The following is an 18,343-nucleotide window of genomic DNA, read 5'->3' on the forward strand; positions in this document are numbered from 1 at the left end:
TTGCCAGTTCTGGTCGTCGGCGCCACGGTGGTGTGGCAGGCTCCTGCGCGGTGCGGCGGTTCCAGAGCCGGTCAGAAGGCCTCTGGCGTCCATGGCTGACATCAACGGCGCCGGATAGCAGGGCATCGAGCAGCCCTACCCGGCGCGGCGAACGGGTCTCAGTTGGGGGCTCGCTCGGGACTGTATCCGGCGCTGTGCGCCGGTGTTCGCTGATGTTCGGGACGCCCTCTGAGCAGGGGAATCAAGTTCGTGGGGGACGTCAGTGGAGGCTGGCGGACCAAGATCGGACAACTCGTAATGCGTAGGTCTCGGGTTCGAATCCCGAAGGCGGCTCTGTAGAAGCCCCAGGACTCACTCGCCGTGACCTGGGGCTTTTGCTTTTTTGCTTGGTGTGAGGGCATGGGGCGGGAACCGGAGCCCGCGGCGCCCCCAGGACTGCGGTGGCCGCCAATACGCCGGAACCAGGTGCTGGGCGGTTCCGCCCGTGGTCCTGGTCAGCGTCCTCGCGTGCTCGGTACAGGGAGGGGTGCGCGCGAACGCATCGTGGCAGACCTGCCGGTCAGTGCTCGATACCGGAGGACTTCGGTGTGATCTGCGGGGTGTGGGCTCGCTCACGCCGTGGCCGGTGAGGACGCTGCGAGGCGTGCGGATGAGTCCGTGGCCTAGGTTCACACCGGGTATGAAGGTGCTCATGTGCTCCCTCCGCTTCGCCTCGGCGGTCGTCGGGTTCAGTTCCTCGTAGGAGTTGGCCGTCGACAGCCGGTCGACGATCACCGCGTGGGCCTGCTTCTGGTCCTCGGGGACATCGATGGCGTGAAGCTTCATGGCGAATTCCTCGGGGGATTTCCCGGGGTCGTCGTCTCCCATCCGCAGTTGGCAGCGGATGGGGGGATGGGCCATGAACGCGTTGATGTCGGGCGGAAGGTGAGCGTGCTGAGGCAACGGCGTGGCGAACTTGATGCCCTCCTTATGAAGTCCACAAGACCGGGCCTGGGACCCTCCGCCTCCGGATCGAGTGTCGACAGGTAGTCGCCGTACAGCCTGCGGGCTATCGCGGCCCCGGACTGCCTGTCGCGTGGTTCCGCCGCGGCATGTTCCTGCTGGAGGGCAAAGGCCCGGGCTGTCTCCTCCGGGGTCGGAGGGGCGTCGGGGGTCACGGGTTCCTCCGTGACCCTTCAGGGGCATACACGGTCAGCTGGATCCGCGAACCGCCCGGCGTGTCAGTGGTCCACGCTGTGAACGACACCGACTGCGCAAGCACGATGAGTGCCTGCCCGGGATGGTCACCCACCGGCTTCCAGTACGCCATCCGGTAGGGGGTGCGGGTCTCGAGGCGGTATTCACGGCTCTCCCAGAACGCCGGTTCCATCGGCTCCGGGAAGTCTGGTGCATCCCAGGGGCCGGCCCATACCGCGGGCCCCAGCACACTTTCGGCCGCTTTGACGAAGTCGGGCCATTCGTCGGCCGCGCGGGTCAAGAGACCGGGGTTCTCGGACGCCTCGTCTGCCTTGAGGTGCCACGCCCAGTGGGTCAGGCGTCGTACGGGATGCCAGTTGCCACCCGCTTCGAAGGTCCACCTGCCGCCGGCCCGGCTGAGCACCACAAGATTGCGGTCGGCCGTCTGCGGTTCCCAGCCGTAGCGCTCGCACCAGGTGCGGCATTCGGGAGAACCGCCCTGCGGCGGACCCGCCCAGACAGATGCCCAATCCACCCCCCGCAGGCCCTCCAGCTCGGCGGCCAGGTCACGGGCCGTGCGGCCCGATGTCTCCGTCAGCATCGTCCCAAGCTCCTCATCCTGTTGCTCGTCGGGCATCATGACATGCCGTCAGTGACGGGCGGCCGCTCGTATCAGCAGGCAGAAGGACAGCAGCCCGTGAGCCGGCGGCGCGGTCGTCGTGGAGCGGCTGGTTCCGGCGAAGCGCGGCGACGGCATGCGCGAGGTATCCCAGGGCTTCGGCACGATCGCGGCGGCCGGAGCGGCAGCGCCGGCGCCCAGGGCTGGGCCCGGGAGCAGCCGGGACTTCCGTCCGGCTGTGATGCGTGAGCGGAACCGTGGCCGGCCCCGGGGGCCGGCCACGTTTCGTGGGCTCAGCGGGCGCCCGGGTCGTACTTCGAGAGGGATGCCTTGACCTCGGTGGCGTACGGGCCCTCCCACCAGGGGATGGTCTCCACCAGGACCGGCTTCGTGCCCGAGGCCAGGACCAGGGCGCGGCCCGGGGGCATCGCGCCCAGGTCGGAGACCTGGAGGAGGCGCTCGCGGCGCCGTGACTCGTTCACCGTGCGGTTGCCGGACCAGCCGCCGAACTCCGCCTCCTGGGTCGCGGAGTACTCGCGGAGCTCGTACTCGCCGGCCAGTTCCGAGAGGTCGCCGAGGAAGCGGGTGTCGGAGACGCCGCCGCCGTAGACCCGGACGTTCGCGGCGGACCAGAGCTTCTCCATGCCGCGGTCGCCCCACACCTCGACGCCCTGGGCCCAGGACTGGAGGATCGTCATCAGGACGATGCCGCGCGAGCCGTAGTGCGAGTAGAGGTCGGGCAGGGCGCGCCAGCGGCAGACGTTCGCCGCCTCGTCCAGGACGCCGACCATCGGGAGCGACAGGCGGCCGCCCCGCTGGGTGGTGGCGTACTCCTCGGCCGCCTCGACGACGGCCACGGTCAGGGCCGTCACCAGCGGACCGGCCGAATCGCTGCCCTCGCGGGAGAGCGAGTAGAGGGTCGAGGAGGAGCGGACGAACTCGTGCGGGTCGAACTCCGGGCGGCCGTCGTCCGCGCCGAGCGGGGACACCCACTTGTTGACCTCGGGGTTGATCAGGCAGGACGCCATCTGCTGGGCGACGCCGTAGATACCGCTGCGCTGCTTGTCGGGGGCGGTGATGACGCCGCCCAGGGCGTCGGCCGGCATGTGGTGTCCGGCGCCGCGCAGGATGCGCTCCGGGGTGTCGTCCTTCGGGTTCGACAGCCAGGTGTAGATCTGGGTGATCGCCAGCTTGGCGGTGGCCGCCGCGAGCAGGAGGTTGGCGAGGAGGTCCTGGCCCGCCGGGTCGAAGAACGCGTCGGTGGAGGCGTCGGCGTCGCGCGAGCCCGAGGCGAAGTGGTCGGCCAGTTTGCGGGCCTTGGCCACGTCGGTGACGTAGGACAGGGGGTTCCACCACCACAGCGGCGGCTCCTGGGCCACCTGCTGCGGGTCGAACACCCACACCTGCCCCCGGGCCTGGCGCGGGCCGCGCGTGCCGTCGACGATGTCGCGCTTGTTGGAGGTCACGAGCACCGCGCCCGGGGCGGCGAGGATCGCCGGCATGGCGCGCCGGGTCGTCTTGCCGGTACGCGGTCCCCAGATGTCGACGTGCATGTCCTCGAAGGAGCCGAACAGGGGCTGGCGGCCCTTCACGGAGCGGCCGATGAACACGCCCGGCACCTGCGCCTTCACGCCGAGCCGCTCGGCGGTCGCCGCCGCGCCCTTCATGGTCAGCTTGCCGAGGTCCGTCCCGTCCGCCATGTGCTTGGCCGCGCGGTCCACGTCCGGCTTGTCGCGCAGCCGCTGGCGTATCCGGTACCCGGCGGTGATCAGACCGGCGAGCAGCAGCGCCTCGGCGGCGGCGATGGCGCTGGCCGCGCCGCCGGGCCAGGGGTAGTCGCCCTTGGCCAGGGCGATGCCGAAGGAGAAGGGGTTGCCCGGGGGCTCCGGCTGGTCGGCGAACGCGGCGCCGAGGCGGGCCGCGAGCCAGGCGGCGGACAGGAGGGCCAGGACGCCGACCACGAGGAGGACGATCTCGATCGTCCAGTCGTCCTCGGCGCGCGGCTTCTTCTGTGGTTCGGGGGCCATGGTCAGGGCGTTCCTTCCGCCGGGCCTGTGGGGGGCATCGGCATCTCGTTCTTCCGGTGGTTTCGGGCGTCGTGTCGTGCGGCCGGGATCAGGAAGGGAATTTCCCGCCCGTAGGCACCCGGTAGACGCCCGTGATCTGCCCCTGCCACTCCCAGTTGCTGAACTCGACGTTCTTGCCCGGCCTCGGGGCGTGAAGGATCGTGTGCTTGGCCGGGTCCCAGACGATGCCGACGTGCTCCGAGCCGGCCGCGCTGGGGTGAAAGAAGATCACGTCGCCCGGCTTGGACTGGCTCAGGTCGACCTTGTACTTCGAGAGGTTGGGCTGTTGCTCGTAGGTGTTGTACCCGATGTTGATCTTGCCGCCACTGGCTTGGTAGTACATCCACTGCGTGAAGCTGGAGCAGTCGAAGGACGTGGGGTTGTCGCCCTGGAGGCGGGCGGCCCCCCAGACGTAGGGCTTGCCGATGCCGCGCTGAGCCCAGCCGAGTGCCGCTCGGACCACCTGGTCGTCCACGTCGGGCAGGGGCCCGGTCGCGCCGGCGCCGTCCGGCGAGACGGGGGTGCCCTGGCCGTTCTTGGCGCAGTCGCGGTAGTCCGCGTCCTTGCCCTTGCCGCTGCCGCCGGGGACACCACCGTAGTCCGGGCTGGCGGTGATCTTCCCGGCCAGCCAGCCCTCCGGGTCGATCTCGCCCGGGCCGTTGTCCTGGCCGCTGCGGAAGGGGTCGTCGACGCCCGGCATCAGCACCTCCCAGTGGAGGTGGGGGCCGAAGGCGTTGCCCGTCTCGCCGACCGCGCCGATCTGGTCGCCGCGCTTGACGGTGTCGCCCAGCTTCACGGCGACGCTGCTCTGGTGGGCGTACAGGGTGATGACGCCGCCCGCGTGTTCGATGCGGGTCTCGTTGCCGTACGCGCCACCGCTGCCGACCTTCACGACCTTGCCGTCGGCCGGGGCGTAGATCGGGGTGCCGGTGGACGCTTCCAGGTCGAGCCCGGTGTGGTAGCCGAGGCTCCAGTGCGGGCCTTCCTGGTGGTACTTGGTACCGAGCTTGTACGAGCCCTCCTTGAGCGGCCACTGCCAGTTCTTGCCGCTGGTCGTCGCCGGCGGGTCGTCCGGGCGGAACGGGGCCGTGAGCGGGCGGGAGAAGCCCATCGGTGCCATGGCCGTGGTCGTGCCGCCCTGTCCGCCTCCGCCGAGGGGCGGGGTGGACCAGCTGTGGGGGCCCTTGGAACGGATGCTCAGCGCCTCGCTCGGCTGGGCGTCGCTGCTGACGGGCTCGGGAATGCCCTGGCTCTGGCCCAGGACCGGGAAGGAAGGATTCTTCTCGACGGTGGCCTTCAGGTGCGCGTACCAGCGGTTGATCAGGTCCTTGTCGCTGGTGAGGGTGCCGCGGTAGCGGGCGGCCTGGGTGAGGACCACGCGGGGATAGACCGTGTTGGTCTTGGTGGAGCCGGAGTAGCCGAGCAGCGCGTCCCAGGCGTTGGTCTCCGCCTTCAGGGCGTGCATGTAGTTGGCCGCGGCGAAGGCCAGGTCGTCGATGCCGTAACGGTCCTTCTGGCCGTCGCCGTTGCCGTCCTCGCCATACTGGCCCCAGGCCCAGTCACCGAACTGCAGCAGGCCCTTGTAGCCGAGGCCGTTGTCTCCGCCCGGGGCCGCGGACTTGTCCTGGCCGTACCTCGTCTCCTGGTACATCTGCCCGGCGATGATCGTCCAGTCCAGGCCGTCGTAACGCGCGGCCGCGCGCATCGAGGCGAGGATCATCTTCGGAGGGATCTCGTCGCGGGCGGTGTCGCTCGGCATGTACATCTTGCCGGCCGGCATGATCGGGTTCGTCGCCGCCTTGTCGCTGGTGTTGCCCGCCCCGGCGGTGTTCCCGTACCCGCCGCAGGCCGCCTGCGCGGCTCCGCCGCCGATGCCGCCCACCAGGGCGATGAGCAGGATGATGAGGACGATGCCGATGCCGAACATCGGCATCCCGCCGGCGGCGATGAGCAGCACCCACTTGAGGTTGTTCTTCTTCTTGCCGCCGCCTCCGCCACCCTGTCCCGAGGCGACCTGGGCCGCGCTCTTGGCGGCCTTCGCCACTTTGGCGGCCTTCGACGCGGCTGCCAGTACGGCAGGAGCCACCATGGGCGTTCACCCCCCCTTCGGCTCGGGCGCGCCCACGTTGCCCAGGCCGTAGATGTCGAAGCCCGCCACCTGCCACTCGCCGCCGCTCTTGCGCGCGCTCACGAGCCAGGTGTTGGTCTCGGTCTCGGTCTTGTGGCCGTCCTTCGAGCGGGTCGCGGTCACTTCCACCACGCTGGAGATCATCTGTCCGCTGCCACGGGCGAGTTCGTCGGCGATCTGCGCGTCCCGGCGCACGATCGCCTTCCCGACGGACGAGCACTTGGCCTGCTGACACTCCGCCCATGCCTTGCCGGTCGGGAGCACGGTCAGCTGCTTCATCTCCTCGTTGCGCACGGTGCGGTCGAGCAGCGGGGGCGTCCAGGAGGCGGCTGTGTCGGTGTGCTTGTAGGTGCTCAGGCCCGACATGTACTCGGCCATCACGCGGTGCGCTGCGGCCAGGTCGTCCGGCTTGACGATGGGGGGAACGGAGTCGGCCGACCCGGACTGCGCTGCGGAGGCACCGGCGGCGGAACCCGCACCGGTGCCGGTGCCCGCGCTCCGGGTGGTCGCCGGAGCCTTGGGTTTGGCGTCGTCTCCGGGATCGTCCTCGCCGTCGAACACGGTGAGCACGACCAGGCTGCCGACCAGCAGGGCACCGAGCAGTGCCAATGCCAGTACGGCACTTCGCTTGTTCTCGGCAGGTGAATCCACCGTCCCGGGCCTCCCTCAGTCTGGTCGCCGAGCCACCGTAGGTGGCGGGACGGCCGGGGGAGCGCGGGTTTTCCTCGCGGGGGAAAGGCGAGGAAAACGCGGGGACCGGGTGAGGAAAACGGGCTTTCCGGGGGGTGGTTGGGGGATGTGGGGAAACGGTGAGGAACGGCTCGCGCGTCCTCACCGGTTCCTTACAAGGGCTGTGCCTCCGGGTCGTACTCCTCCAGTGGGAGCGGGTCGAAGGGGTACGCCGTGTGCCCACCCGGCTTGGGGGAGCAGGCCGCGAACGGGCCGAGGTCGGTGTCCATCAGCACCCGCAGGTGCGGGTCGGCGTGGTGCAGCCACCACGTGGAGAGGCCGAGCGTCGGTTCCAGGCGCAGCTGCTCCCAGGCCAGCCAGAGCGCGGAGAGCCGCGCGCCGGCCTCGGGGTGCTCCCACCAGCGGGGGCACCAGGTGGCGGAGGAGCCGTTGAGGCGGCGGCGGACGGTCGGGGCGAGGAAATCCTTGACGAAGGCGAAGACATCGGAGAAGTACAGCTCGACCTGCTCGCCGGGAGCGGTCGTGTCCACGGAGCCGGTCACCGTCCGATTCCCGCCGACTCGGGTGCGGCTTCGACCCCGGGGTTGATCACGCCATGGGTGCTGGCTACGGCGATCGCGGGGCGGGGTGGCACGGTGAGGGTGGTGGGGATGGCTGCCCCGTGGATGAAGGACTGACCCAGTACGGGCTTCTTGGGCTCGGGCTGTTGGTGTCCTGCAGCCGGTCCCGCCAGATCCGTGTAACTCTCGGCCGCCCGCAGACTCGTGACGGCCGCCGCGAGTGCCGTTCTCTGCCGCTCGGGGGCGTCGATGGCAGCGAGCTTGGCAGCGAACGTCGCGGGGGTGGTGCTTTTCGCGTCGTAGTCCTCCATCCGCAACTGGCACCGTACGGCCTCGTCCGACATCAGCTCGTCCAGCTCCGCGGGCAGATGCTCGTGGCGGGGGAGCGGGAGGGGGAACCTGACGCCTTCCTTCCCGACGTTCGGGTGGTCGAGGAGTTGCGGCATCTCGATCTCACCGAGGACGGAACGGGCGCCGATATCGGCGGCGAAGGCCACGACCGGCCCCTGGGCCGCCTGGGCATAGCGGAACGAGGCGGCCTTCCAGACCTCCGGAGCCAGTGACTGCAACTCCTGCTCGGGCAGACCGAGGTCCTGGGCCAGTGCTTTCTGCACCTCGGGCTGCCACAGGTGGTAGGAGTCCAGCGTCCGGCCCGCTTCGGTGTCCTCCAGCACCTGGTACCCGCGGCTCTCACCGCACGCCTGCGCGAGGAACCGGTGTCCCACGTCCTGCGGGGCGCCTTCCGGCTGGGACCTGTAGGACCAGAAGGCGCGGGTGTCGCCACGGCCCTCGATGGTGACCGAACGGGTGGCGGCGACCTCACGGATGAAGTCCAGCAGGGGTGGCCGGGTCCCGGCCTCCGGGTAGGCCGCTGCCCAGTCGCCCCATATACGGGACGTCACCTCCTCCACCCGGTCCGGGGTGCGCGGCTTGGACGCCTCGTACGCGGTCTCCAGCGCTATGGCGCGTGCGAGCTCGGCGGGAGTGGGGTGCGTCGCATCCGTCATCGGCCGGAGCCCTGGAGCTCTTCGGGCGCGTACACGTCAAGGGAGATCGCCGATCCGCCGGGCATGTCGGCAGTCCAGGTCGGGAACGCCACCGACTGGCTCAGCACGATGAACGGCTGTCCCGACACGTCCGCGCCCGGTGCCCAGTACGCGAACTGGTAGGGGCGGCGCGACCGCATGCGCGCGTCACGGCTGTGCCAGTACGACGGGTGGGGCGGCTCCGGGAAGTCCGAGGCGTCCCAGGGGCCGGTCCATGTGGGTGCGCCCAACACGCCCACGGCTGCCTCCAGGTGCGCCGGCCAGACCGTGGCGGCGGTCGTGAGGACCTCGCTGTTCTCGGCTGCCGAGCCGGCCCTCACCTGCCACGGATAGTGCGTCAGGTTCACCAGCGGGCTCCACTCGCCGCCGATGCGGTCGTAGAACGTCCATCGTCCGCCGCTGCGGGTCCGTACGCGCAGCTGCCGGTCGAAGGTCAGCGGTTCCCAGCCGTACCGGCCGCACCACGCGTCGAACTCGGCCGAACCGCCTTGCGGCGGACCGGACCAGACCGACGGCCAGTCGTCGACCGTGCGCAGGCCGGTCAGTTCGGCGGCGAGGTCCTGGGGCGTGCGGCCGGTGGTCTCCGTCAGCATGTGCGCTCCTTCGTGCGTGGCGTGCAGTTGACCGTATCTCGTCAGGAAAGCAAGATCCCCAACGAGAACACGGCCACCACGATCGCGCCCATGACGAGGCGGACCTTCGGGTCCTCGCGCTCCCACAGTTCGTGGACCACGGCCCAGCCGGTCAGGCGTGCCGCGCGGCCGTTGTGGATGCTCGGGGTCTCCGTCGGCTCATGGGGCTCCGCGTCGTCCTCGGGCTCGTCGGCCTCGGAGTCGTACAGGGCGTCCGCGCCCGTCACCCCCTGCTGCGCCTGCGCGACCACCACCAGGCCCTCCAGGAGGTCCGGCATGGTGTGCGGGGTCAGGGGGTACGTGACCGTGCCGTGCGGGGTGCGCAGGCAGAGCTTCGACTGCCAGGGGTTTCCCGGCTCGTAGCCGGCGATCCAGGCGTGCTCGGCCTCCACCAGCGGCGGTTCGGGGGCCTCGGGGGCGGTGCCCGCGTCCTGCCACGGGTGAAGCTTCTGCTCGCTCAACTCTCGTCCTTCGGGAGGTCGGGGACGGCTCCGCGCCCGCGACTGGGGCACAACCCGGCATTGTGACGGAGCCGTGGGCGGGGCACCGCGCCGACGGCCCCTCGGTTTTCCTCGCAGGGATTCCTTATTTTTTCCTCACCCCCTCTCGCGGGGAAAAGCGGGAGGGGAATGTCAGCTCGATTTGCCACACTGCGGTCCGCACCTGGTCTCACCAGGGCCCGCCGCACGCCCGACCGGCGGACGGGGATCACACGCGGGGAGAGAGCCGACTCGATGACGGACCACAGCAGTTCTGCGGACGGGGTCGGCGAGGGCCGGTCCGCCGGGCACCCCGCGCAGCAGGCGCCGGGTCCGTACGACGCCCCGCCCGTGCCCCAGCTCTCCGCCGAGGCGGCCCGCAGCCAGGTCGCCGCCGCGTGGGTGCGTGTGGCCCCGCAGTCCAACGTCCCGCCGGGCCAGGCCGCCGTACCGAGCCTTCCGCCGCGCGCGGACGGGCCCGCCGCCGAGTCGAAGAAGGACAAGCGGGAGCAGGCGAAGGCCGCGCGCAAGGCCGAGTACGAACGCAAGAAGGCGGTCCGCAAGGCCGAGTACGAGAGCAAGAAGGCCGCGCGCGAGAGCCGCAAGGGGGGCGGGAAGGCTTCCGTCGCCGGGATACCGGCCGTATCCGCCGCACCCGCATCCGCCGCACCCGCTGCCGCCGCACCCGGCGCCGCCGCCGCACCCGCCACTGCCGCGGACCCGTCCGCCGCCGTCGTGACCGCGCCCGGGCGAAGCGGCGCCAAGGGGCCGGAAGCCCGGTTCGAGGTGCCGCGCCCCGGGGGCCGGCTGCCCTCGAACGGCAGGAGTACGCACGTCGCCCTGCGCGCGACCCTGATGATCACCGCCTGCGCCTTCGCGCTCGGGTCCTGCGGTGTCACCGGCCTGGTCATCGGCAGGTCGTCCGTCTCCGTGAAGCCCGCCGCCCTCGACGGGCAGGACCTGACCCGCTACCGGCTCACCGACTTCCCGGTCCAGTCGGCGGCGGTCTTCGCCGAGGAGTACGCGTCCCTGTGCATGACGTACTCGCCGGAGAACGCCGACAAGCGCCGTGAATCCCTCTCCCACTACATCTCGTCCGGCGTCGACCGGGACTGCGGATGGAACGGGAGGGGCAAGCAGCAGGTCAAGCAGGCGAGCTGGGACGGGACCGTCGAAGAGCTCCCCGAGTACGGCAAGAACGGCCGGTACCTCAACATCCAGGTCACCTACACGGGCGGCCGCACCACCACCCTCTCCGTACCGGTGTACGTCAAGGACCTCGCCGGAGCTTCGGGGCTGCGGGTCGTCGGCAACGTCGGCGAGATGCCGCTGCCGGTCCGTGACACCGCGCCCGCGCTGGAGAAGGGGGGAGAGGTCGTCGACCAGGAGCTCTCCAACCAGCTCAGGGACCAGGTCTTCGCGGGTTACTTCAAGGCGTGGGCCGCCTCCGACACCACCGCCCTCGCCCGTTTCACCACCCCCGACGCCACCCCGGCGGCGGTCTCGGGCCTGGCCGGTGCGCTGACCACACCGGTCGTCCAGGAGGTCCAGGCGCTGGCCCCCGAGGGCACCGAGACGGGCAAGAAGATCACGTACAACCAGGGCCAGGCGGTCCCGGCACGGGTCACCGTCGCCTGGGGCGGCGGAGGGGCCGATGACGCCAAGGCGGAAGTGACGCTGAAGCGCTCGTACCGGGTGACCGTGGTGAACACGGCGCAGGGCTGGTTCATCAAGGACATCCGCGGCGGTGTCATGGACCCGACGGGCGGCCGCGCGGACACACCGGGCACGGCCACGGCCTCGCCGAGCGCCGCCCCGGCCACCGGAGCGAGCGGCTCACCGGCCCCGTCCGGTTCACCCTCGCCGTCCGGTCCGGCCTCCGCCGGCCCCTCCCCCTCGCCCAAGCCGGAAGCCTCCAAGTCCCACTGACGCGTCATCCGCGAGGCGGCGTACCGACCGCCCCGCCCGACGCGCCACCCATCCGTACGCCCCTCACACCGAAGGACAGACACCTCATGATCCTGGCAGCGACGACCCTCGACGGCATGTTCAAGTCGATCCAGACCATCCTGGCCGGCCTGGGCCTCACCGTCGCCTCGTGCGCCCTGCTCATCCTCGGCATCCGGATGCTGCTGTCGATGAAGCGCGGCGACGGCATGCGCGAGGCGTTCCAGGGCTTCGGCATGATCGCGCTGGCCGCCTTCATCATCGGCGGCGCCGCCGGCCTCGCCGGCATGCTCATCGGCCTCGGCGAGCAGATCGGCGGCAAGGGCTGACCGACGGGACGGGCCGCGGCGAAAGGTACGCCGCCCGCGACCGTAGACGTGCCGCCCGCGACCGCGGCGCACGGCACGCGACCACGCCAGAGAGGGGGACCGACCGATGACGCAGGACACGCCGGACGCGCCGGCGCCCATGGTCGCCTACGACCACACGGACCTGCTGAACCGGCCCAAGCGCATCTGGAACTGGGGCAACATCCCGCTTCCCGGTCTGCTCCTGCCCGCCCTGGGCGCGGCCTTCGGCTTCGGCGTGCTGTGGCTCGTGGTGCTGCTCTCGCTCTCCACCCTCGTGCCCTTCCTGGGCCTGTCCCTCATCACGTCGGTCCTCTACCTGGGACCGCCGGTCGCCGTCTACTTCGTCTGGGGCCGGCCGCTGCCCTCCGCCCTCACGCTCAGCCAGCAGGTGGTGGTCTGGGCGGACTACTGGGTCCAGCCCAAGCGCCTGCAGGGCCTGGCCGCGGACCGCGAGCCGGAGGAGCTGCGCTGGCAGGTCATCCTCTGGCAGCCGCAGGCACGCCGCTGGCACCAGCGGTACGAGGCGGCGCTGGCCACGGCGGCCCGGCACGGCTCCTCGTACGCCGCGTCCGCGGCGTCCCCCGCCGCCTCATCGACGACCGCACCCGCCGAGACCGCACACTCCGAGACCGCAGGATGACTCCTCCATGTTCATGCTGATCATTTTTGGCGGAGCGGTCGCGTTCTTCCTGATCGCCATGCTGCTCGCGTCCACTTCCTCCAAGAAGAACGCCGGTTCCGGGAAGGGCGCCTCCGGCGGTTCGCGCACGTCGGACAGCGGCTCCTCCCGCGACCGGTCCCAGGCCAAGCGGCGCGAGGAGATGCGGCTGCCCTACCGGTACGCCGACGACATGATCTTCGTCCACGGCGACTCCGTCTGGACGGGCATCGCCCTGCCCACGGCCATCGACGAGTACCTCAACGCGGTCGAGCTCCAGGCCATGGCCGAGGCCCCGGCCCGCGCGCTGCTCAACCTCGCCCGCGGTGACCGCAACGTCGAGTGCCACTACCGCAAGGTGTACCGGCCGATCACCGCCCAGGACTGGGCCGAGCAGCTCAACGCCGTGGCCTGGGACCCGACGGAGAACTACAAGGCGTACAACTTCCGCAAGGCCGAGTACCAGGAGCGCATCGGCGCGCTGCGCGAGCGCAACGTCCTGCTGGTCAAGCTGGGTTCGATGAAGCGGAAGTCCGGCGGCGACAGCGGCGTGCTGCCCGGCGGCGACGACCCGGTCGAGGAGGCCGGTCTGACCCGGTCCGTACGGGACGCCGCCGACGCGGCGGCGGCCGGTGCCACGGGCGTGCACGACGAGTACCTGTCGCCGGAGCTGCTGGCCCAGTGGACCCAGGTCGCCCGTGAGGTCCACGAGAGCCTCGACGGCCTCGGCGGCACCCCGCTCAGCCGCGAGGAACTGGTCTGGCTGATCCGCAAGCCGCTCCACGGCGACCTGCCGATCCCCGCCGAGCCGGTGCTCGGCAGCCGCGCCTGGGGCCCCGACCAGTTCGACCTCGTCATCGACTTCTCCGGCGAGAACCGCAAGACGCACATCGTCCTGCACCAGTACGACGAGATGACCGGTGAGCGCCACACCAGCTACACGACGACCCTCGTCGCGGCGAGCTGGCCCACCGAGACCCGCTTCCGGCAGTCGACCGCGTGGGCCCGCTACGCGGCGCAGCACGTCGACTTCCCCGTCGAGATCGACATGCGGTTCACCCTCATCCCGTACCTGAAGTTCCAGGACCGGGCGAAGAAGATCAGCGGCAACCTCGTCGACGAGATGAACGACATGGCCAACTCCGGCCGTGTCCCCGGTACCCAGCTCGCCGCGCAGGTCACCCGTGCCCAGAACCTCCTCGACGACGTGGAGGAGCACAAGATGCCGGGCATGGAGGCGCAGATCCGCTTCACGATCTCCGCCCCCGACCTCGCCGAGCTGGAGCGCCGCCGCCGCATCCTGGAGATGCAGTTCAAGCAGGACCTGAAGGTCACCCTGCTGCGCCCGAGCCGCCAGCAGTGGCGCCTGCTGCAGTCGCAGCTGCCGGGCGACGCGCCCAAGCTGCCCATCGCGCCGTACCTGCGGCTCCAGGAGGTCGAGCAGCTCGGCGCCGGTCTGCCGACGGCCGGCACGGAGCTCGGGGACAACCCCGAGCACCGCTCGGGCAAGCAGCTCGGCTGGGTGGGCAACCTCGTCGGCTGGGCCGGCAAGACCCCCGTCCACTACTCCCTGCACGTCGGCCCGGCGCGCAACGACGGCGGTGGCGTGGCCATCGTCGGCGCCTCCGGCGGCGGCAAGTCCTCGCTGGCGCTGCAGAAGTTCTACGAGGAGTCGGAGTCGGGCGTGCGCTGCCTGGTCATCGACCCCAAGACCGACTTCGCACAGCTCTGCTACTACCTGGCCTTCGGATCCCAGGTGAACGACCCCGAGTTCCCCCTCGACGCCGAGGCGGGCCTGCTCGGGACCCCGCAGAGCCGCTTCCAGCCGGTCAACCCGGAGTTCTGGGCCGAGACCGAGGTCGTCGACCTCCTCAAGGGCCAGGCCGGCGTGCTCGACCCGTGGGTGGTGGCGCGTGACGTGCCCTCCGGGCGACTGCTGGCGGAGACCATGCTGCGCGGCTTCCTCGGCGACGAGGACTACCAGCGGGTGCGCCTGCCCGTCATCGAGGCGATGGCCACGGTGGTCGGCTGGTACAACTCCGCCATCCGCCAGGCCACCGAGCAGGGGCTGAGCGCCCGCGACGCCGAGCGGCAGGTGCCCAGGCCGACGCTGTGGCAGGTGGTCGACGAGGTCATCCGGGCGTACGACGAGGCGGTGGCGAGCGGCGACCGCGAGGCCGTCAAGGACCTCAAGCTCGCCCAGATGCTGCTGACCGAGCTGCGGACGCTGCCGTACGCGCGACTCGCCTTCGCCGAGAACCCGCAGACCCTGTCCGCGATGCGCAAGCGCCGTACGGTCATCACCCTGCGCGGTTTCCAGACCCCGGCCTCCTCCGACCCGCGCAGCTGGAACCCGGCCGAGCGGCTGGCGGCCACCGCGCTGATGGCGGTCGTGGAGCTGGGCAGCCAGATGCTCGACGTCGGCTACGAGAAGAACCCGGTGACGGGCGAGGTCGGTCTGCGGCCCAAGGCGCTGTTCGTCGACGAGGCGTACGTGGTCACCGCGACCGAGAGCGGCCGCGACCTGATGCGGCGCGCGCTCAAGCAGGGCCGTTCGTACCTGGCGGTGATCGTCCTGATCACGCAGCAGGCCATCGACCTCGTACAGATCGAGGACTCCGAGGCCCGCAGCGGTGGCGCCAACCAGATCCACACGGTCTTCGCCTTCAAGCAGAAGTCCGCCCAGGAGGCATCGCTGGTGGCGCCGCTGCTGGGCCGGCCCGAGAGCGACACGAAGGTGTCCAACTCCCTCCAGGAGCTGCGGACGGGTGTCTGCCTCCAGCGGGACGTGGACAAGCGGGTCGGCACGGTGGCGGTGGATCTGGTCTTCCAGGAGATCCTCGCAGCCACGGACACCAACGGCACCACCCGCCCGGGCCGCCAGTCCGTCGACCCGCCGCTCAGCGTGTGGGACTGGACCTTCATGCAGGAGGCCGCCCGCGAGGAGCGGGCGGCCGAGGCCGAGGCCGAGCCGGCTGCCTCGCGGTAGCGGCCCCCTCGCGCTCAGCCAGTTCCCACCCGTACTCCAGGAGAATCCGTGCGACTGACCAAGACCCTTACCGCCGTGACCGCCGCCGTGGCACTGACGGCACTGACCGGCTGCGGCGGCGATGCGAAGGACGACGGCCTCGGCCTGCCCTCCGCCGGCGACATGGCCGCCGTCGAGAAGTTCGTCAACCAGCACGCCCAGTGCGCCCACCTGAGGAAGGCCAGCGCCGAAGGCACCGAGGGCATCCTCACGGACGAGGCCAAGGACCCCGAGTGGTCGATCAAGGAGCGGGCGGTCTGTGACGACGGCGCACACCAGGTCGTCACGCTGCTGTCGATCTCCGACATGGCGAAATTCCAGGCGGCCAACCTCAAGGCCGCACAGGGCGGCAAGAATTACGAGGCGCTGGTCGGCAAGGACTTCGCGGTCGTTCCGGCAGGGGACGAAACCGTCAAGAAGCTGATGGACGCCAAGCTGCTCCTCCTGACCTGCGGGGGCAAGTACGAGATCCCGGGTGGCTACAAGAAGCACGCCGGACTGGCCGAGGGCTGTGTCCTGACGGACTACGTGCGCTCGTAGCCGCTGACTCCTCACGTTCCCCCCGCCGCGGAAATCCCGAAGGAAGCCGATGTTCGTGCGCCGTAGCGCCAAACCACGCGGAACCGCCGCCGGTACGCTGTCGCTCCGCGACCGGGCGGGGGGTGTCGGGCGTGCCGTGCGCGCCGGTGTCTTCGTCGTCCTCGCGATGATCGCCTTGTCGCTCGCGGTTCCCGGCACCGCGCATGCCGAGGACTTCGCGTGCAGCTTCACCGGTGACGACAGCTACAGCCGGGACACCCCGGGAGCCAGTGGCGAGTTCCTCATACCCGCGGTCAACCAGTGGGAGAACGAGTCGAAGCGCGCCAAGAACCTCAATGACACGACGGGGATGGTGACCGGCGCGGTCAGGATGCCGGAGGCCCCCGAGCGGTACACCTTCTACGAACTCAACGCCATGCGGGGCATGAACTGGTCCATGACCTTCAGGGGTTCGGGCAATGCCTCCGACGCCAACGGCACCAGGGGCAGCGGCGCTGACCACTGCTCGATCATGGACATGATTAACAACGGCGTGGCCAACATGGTGTTCATGGGGACCAAGTACCTGGCCCGTACGGCGATCTCCATCAAGGAGCTCGCGTCCAACCCGAGCCCGCTCAGCGGTCTCTACACGGGTCGCAACAGCGCCGTGGACACCATCAAGAACCACGTCTTCATCCCCGCCGTCCCCGTCATGATCGCCCTCACGGGTTTCTGGGTGTTCGGCAAGTGGCGCAAGGGTGAGATGCGCGAGGCATGGTCGGGCGTGGGCTGGGCGTCGCTGACGACGGTCGCCGTCGTAGCGCTCCTGACCGGCGGGAACTACGTCAACGTCATCAACCAGGCGGACGCGGGCATCGCCCAGGCGAACGCGCTGTTCTCCGAGGCGGTGCTCTCGGGCGCCTCGGGCAAGCCGCAGTCCCCCTGCGACCTGGAGGGGGACTACAACCGGGGTCTGCGCATATCCAGCTGCTCGATGTACGACACCCTCGTGTTCCGCCCGTGGGCCCTGGGCCAGTTCGGCGAGAACGGCACGAACTGCATCTTCAAGAAGGGCGGTGGCGGCCGGATCGACGGCGGCGCCTGCATACCGGCGAGCTCCGGCACCACGTGCAACTTCGGAAAGGGCGCACGCTGCGAGGACGTCCGGGTCAAGCAGGCGGTGTCGCAGTCGACGACCAACAAGGACGCCTTCCCCAGCGGGGACGGCGAGGAGAAGAGGGTCAGCAGCAAGGACAAGGAGGAGAAGGAGTGGATGCCCATCCGTCAGGACATGGCCGGCGGGCCGGGCAAGGGCTATCCCGATGACTTCAAGGACCAGAGGATCTACCCGGTGTCCTTCGACGAATGGGCCGGGAAGAGTTCCGGGGCCCGGGTCGGGCTCGCCGTCTACTCGGTGTTCGCGGCGCTGATCGTCGGCGTCATGGTCATCGTGCTCAGTGCGCTCACCCTGCTGTGGCACGCCGTGACGCTGATCATGATCATCATGCTGCCGCTGATCGCCACGCTGGGCATCCACCCGTCCCAGCAGAAACTGCTCAAGGGCTGGCTGCAGACGTTCATCCACAGCTTCGTGCTCCGGGCCGGCTTCGGCGTCATCCTGACCGTGCTCCTGGTGCTCTACCAGATGATCCTGCCCGCCAAGATCTCCATCGGCATGCAGTTGCTGATGCTGCTGCTGGTCACCGTCGCCGTCGTGATGATGCTGAAGAAACTGCTGTCGGGGGCTTACAGCCCGCAGATCGCGGGGGCGCAGGACGCACTGGGCGTCGGGGACATGGCGAACACCGTGGGCGGCAAGCTGGGCCAGTACGCCCCCAACGTGGCGAAGGCGACAGGCCGCGTCACCGGAAGGACCGCGGTAGGCGCGGCGAAGACGGCCGGTGGCGCCGCCAAGAAGGGCACGTTGGCCGCCGCGCGGCGCTACGACAACAAGAAGAACGACGGCCGGTGGCAGAAGGAAGGCAAGCTTTCCACCGCCCAGCCCTCCAAGCGTGAACAGCGCAAGACCGAGTACCAGACGGCAGCCGTCCAGAAGGACCAGCTCGCGGAGCAGTACGCGGCAGTCGAGGCCAAGCGGGAGCGGCAAGCCGCAGAAGCTGAGCAGGCTCAGAGCAGCGGCCGTCTCGTGGGCGGTGGTACGCCGTCGGCCTACGTGCAGCGGCCGCAGCCGGCACCGCCCCTTCCGCCACAGCCCTCCGCGCCCGCCGTTCCCGCGCAGCAGGACCCCCAGACCTCCCGGGTCCGGGTCAACATGCCGGACAACGGCCCCGCGCGCCAGCAGCCGCGTGTGCCGGCGCCCGATCCCGGGCCGGTGCGGCAGCCGTCGCCGTCGCCCGCGCCCGACCCGCGGACCCCGCCGACGCAGGCCACCCCGCGCTCGCCGCGGGAGGGCGGCAACGGCCGGGTGTCCGAGTAGGAGGG

15 protein-coding genes are annotated in these 18,343 nt (G+C 70.4%); 6 read left to right on the forward strand and 9 right to left on the reverse strand.

Annotated features, from left to right (window positions below):
* Positions 1–351 precede the first annotated feature (351 nt).
* From ABZ716_RS18100 to ABZ716_RS18140, 9 genes are all read right to left on the reverse strand, one after another.
* The gene (locus ABZ716_RS18100) at positions 352–867 is read right to left on the reverse strand and encodes a hypothetical protein (RefSeq protein WP_358959986.1); all 516 of its coding nucleotides are present in this window, start codon (positions 865–867) and stop codon (positions 352–354) included.
* Positions 868–1,153: 286 nt separating this feature from the next.
* A complete protein-coding gene (locus tag ABZ716_RS18105; protein WP_358959988.1) occupies positions 1,154–1,813 on the reverse strand; it encodes a hypothetical protein in 660 nt (219 codons plus the stop codon).
* Positions 1,814–2,088: 275 nt separating this feature from the next.
* Positions 2,089–3,822: a TraM recognition domain-containing protein gene (locus tag ABZ716_RS18110; RefSeq protein WP_358959990.1), complete on the reverse strand. Its 1,734-nt coding sequence runs from the start codon at positions 3,820–3,822 to the stop codon at positions 2,089–2,091.
* 88 nt (positions 3,823–3,910) lie between these two features.
* Entirely contained in the window at positions 3,911–5,950 is a 2,040-nt protein-coding gene (locus ABZ716_RS18115; protein ID WP_358959993.1) for a peptidoglycan DD-metalloendopeptidase family protein, read from the reverse strand.
* Between the two features lie 6 nt (positions 5,951–5,956).
* A complete protein-coding gene (locus tag ABZ716_RS18120; RefSeq protein WP_358959995.1) occupies positions 5,957–6,598 on the reverse strand; it encodes a hypothetical protein in 642 nt (213 codons plus the stop codon).
* Positions 6,599–6,831: 233 nt separating this feature from the next.
* Positions 6,832–7,209 carry a DUF4913 domain-containing protein gene (locus tag ABZ716_RS18125; protein ID WP_121017671.1) on the reverse strand — a complete coding sequence of 126 codons (378 nt, stop codon included), beginning with the start codon at positions 7,207–7,209 and terminating at the stop codon, positions 6,832–6,834.
* Between the two features lie 8 nt (positions 7,210–7,217).
* Positions 7,218–8,246, reverse strand: a complete 1,029-nt coding sequence (locus ABZ716_RS18130; RefSeq protein ID WP_358959997.1) for a hypothetical protein — start codon at positions 8,244–8,246, stop codon at positions 7,218–7,220.
* Entirely contained in the window at positions 8,243–8,878 is a 636-nt protein-coding gene (locus ABZ716_RS18135; RefSeq protein WP_358959998.1) for a hypothetical protein, read from the reverse strand. The genes ABZ716_RS18130 and ABZ716_RS18135 overlap by 4 nt, the downstream gene beginning before the upstream one ends.
* Before the next feature lie 41 nt (positions 8,879–8,919).
* Positions 8,920–9,378 carry a hypothetical protein gene (locus tag ABZ716_RS18140; RefSeq protein ID WP_358960001.1) on the reverse strand — a complete coding sequence of 153 codons (459 nt, stop codon included), beginning with the start codon at positions 9,376–9,378 and terminating at the stop codon, positions 8,920–8,922.
* Between the two features lie 273 nt (positions 9,379–9,651).
* On the opposite strand from ABZ716_RS18140, the gene ABZ716_RS18145 reads away from it, so the two are divergent.
* The 6 genes from ABZ716_RS18145 (at position 9,652) to ABZ716_RS18170 (ending at position 18,338) form a co-directional block, all read left to right on the forward strand.
* Positions 9,652–11,325, forward strand: a complete 1,674-nt coding sequence (locus tag ABZ716_RS18145) for a conjugal transfer protein (protein WP_358960003.1) — start codon at positions 9,652–9,654, stop codon at positions 11,323–11,325.
* A gap of 86 nt (positions 11,326–11,411) precedes the next feature.
* Complete coding sequence (locus ABZ716_RS18150; protein WP_121015388.1) at positions 11,412–11,672, forward strand: hypothetical protein; 261 nt, start codon at positions 11,412–11,414, stop codon at positions 11,670–11,672.
* Between the two features lie 106 nt (positions 11,673–11,778).
* The gene (locus ABZ716_RS18155) at positions 11,779–12,333 is read left to right on the forward strand and encodes a hypothetical protein (protein ID WP_358960005.1); all 555 of its coding nucleotides are present in this window, start codon (positions 11,779–11,781) and stop codon (positions 12,331–12,333) included.
* 7 nt (positions 12,334–12,340) lie between these two features.
* Positions 12,341–15,340: an ATP-binding protein gene (locus tag ABZ716_RS18160; protein WP_358960008.1), complete on the forward strand. Its 3,000-nt coding sequence runs from the start codon at positions 12,341–12,343 to the stop codon at positions 15,338–15,340.
* A 48-nt stretch (positions 15,341–15,388) separates the two neighbouring features.
* On the forward strand, positions 15,389–15,919 hold the full coding sequence (locus tag ABZ716_RS18165; protein ID WP_358809500.1) for a hypothetical protein: 531 nt from the start codon (positions 15,389–15,391) through the stop codon (positions 15,917–15,919).
* 136 nt (positions 15,920–16,055) lie between these two features.
* Positions 16,056–18,338, forward strand: a complete 2,283-nt coding sequence (locus ABZ716_RS18170; protein WP_358960011.1) for a hypothetical protein — start codon at positions 16,056–16,058, stop codon at positions 18,336–18,338.
* The last annotated feature ends 5 nt before the right edge of the window (positions 18,339–18,343 follow it).

Origin of the sequence: Streptomyces sp. NPDC006687 (genome assembly GCF_040636215.1) — a bacterium.
Lineage (GTDB): Bacteria > Actinomycetota > Actinomycetes > Streptomycetales > Streptomycetaceae > Streptomyces.

Excerpts from the sequence above, each read along its gene's own strand:
- ABZ716_RS18155 (WP_358960005.1), top strand. The coding sequence starts at position 11,779 with ATGACGCAGGACACGCCGGACGCGCCGGCGCCCATGGTCGCCTACGAC.
- ABZ716_RS18100 (WP_358959986.1), bottom strand. The coding sequence starts at position 867 with ATGGGAGACGACGACCCCGGGAAATCCCCCGAGGAATTCGCCATGAAG.
- ABZ716_RS18130 (WP_358959997.1), bottom strand. The coding sequence starts at position 8,246 with ATGACGGATGCGACGCACCCCACTCCCGCCGAGCTCGCACGCGCCATA.
- ABZ716_RS18105 (WP_358959988.1), bottom strand. The coding sequence starts at position 1,813 with ATGCCCGACGAGCAACAGGATGAGGAGCTTGGGACGATGCTGACGGAG.
- ABZ716_RS18115 (WP_358959993.1), bottom strand. The coding sequence starts at position 5,950 with ATGGTGGCTCCTGCCGTACTGGCAGCCGCGTCGAAGGCCGCCAAAGTG.
- ABZ716_RS18160 (WP_358960008.1), top strand. The coding sequence starts at position 12,341 with ATGTTCATGCTGATCATTTTTGGCGGAGCGGTCGCGTTCTTCCTGATC.
- ABZ716_RS18150 (WP_121015388.1), top strand. The coding sequence starts at position 11,412 with ATGATCCTGGCAGCGACGACCCTCGACGGCATGTTCAAGTCGATCCAG.
- ABZ716_RS18145 (WP_358960003.1), top strand. The coding sequence starts at position 9,652 with ATGACGGACCACAGCAGTTCTGCGGACGGGGTCGGCGAGGGCCGGTCC.
- ABZ716_RS18110 (WP_358959990.1), bottom strand. The coding sequence starts at position 3,822 with ATGGCCCCCGAACCACAGAAGAAGCCGCGCGCCGAGGACGACTGGACG.
- ABZ716_RS18135 (WP_358959998.1), bottom strand. The coding sequence starts at position 8,878 with ATGCTGACGGAGACCACCGGCCGCACGCCCCAGGACCTCGCCGCCGAA.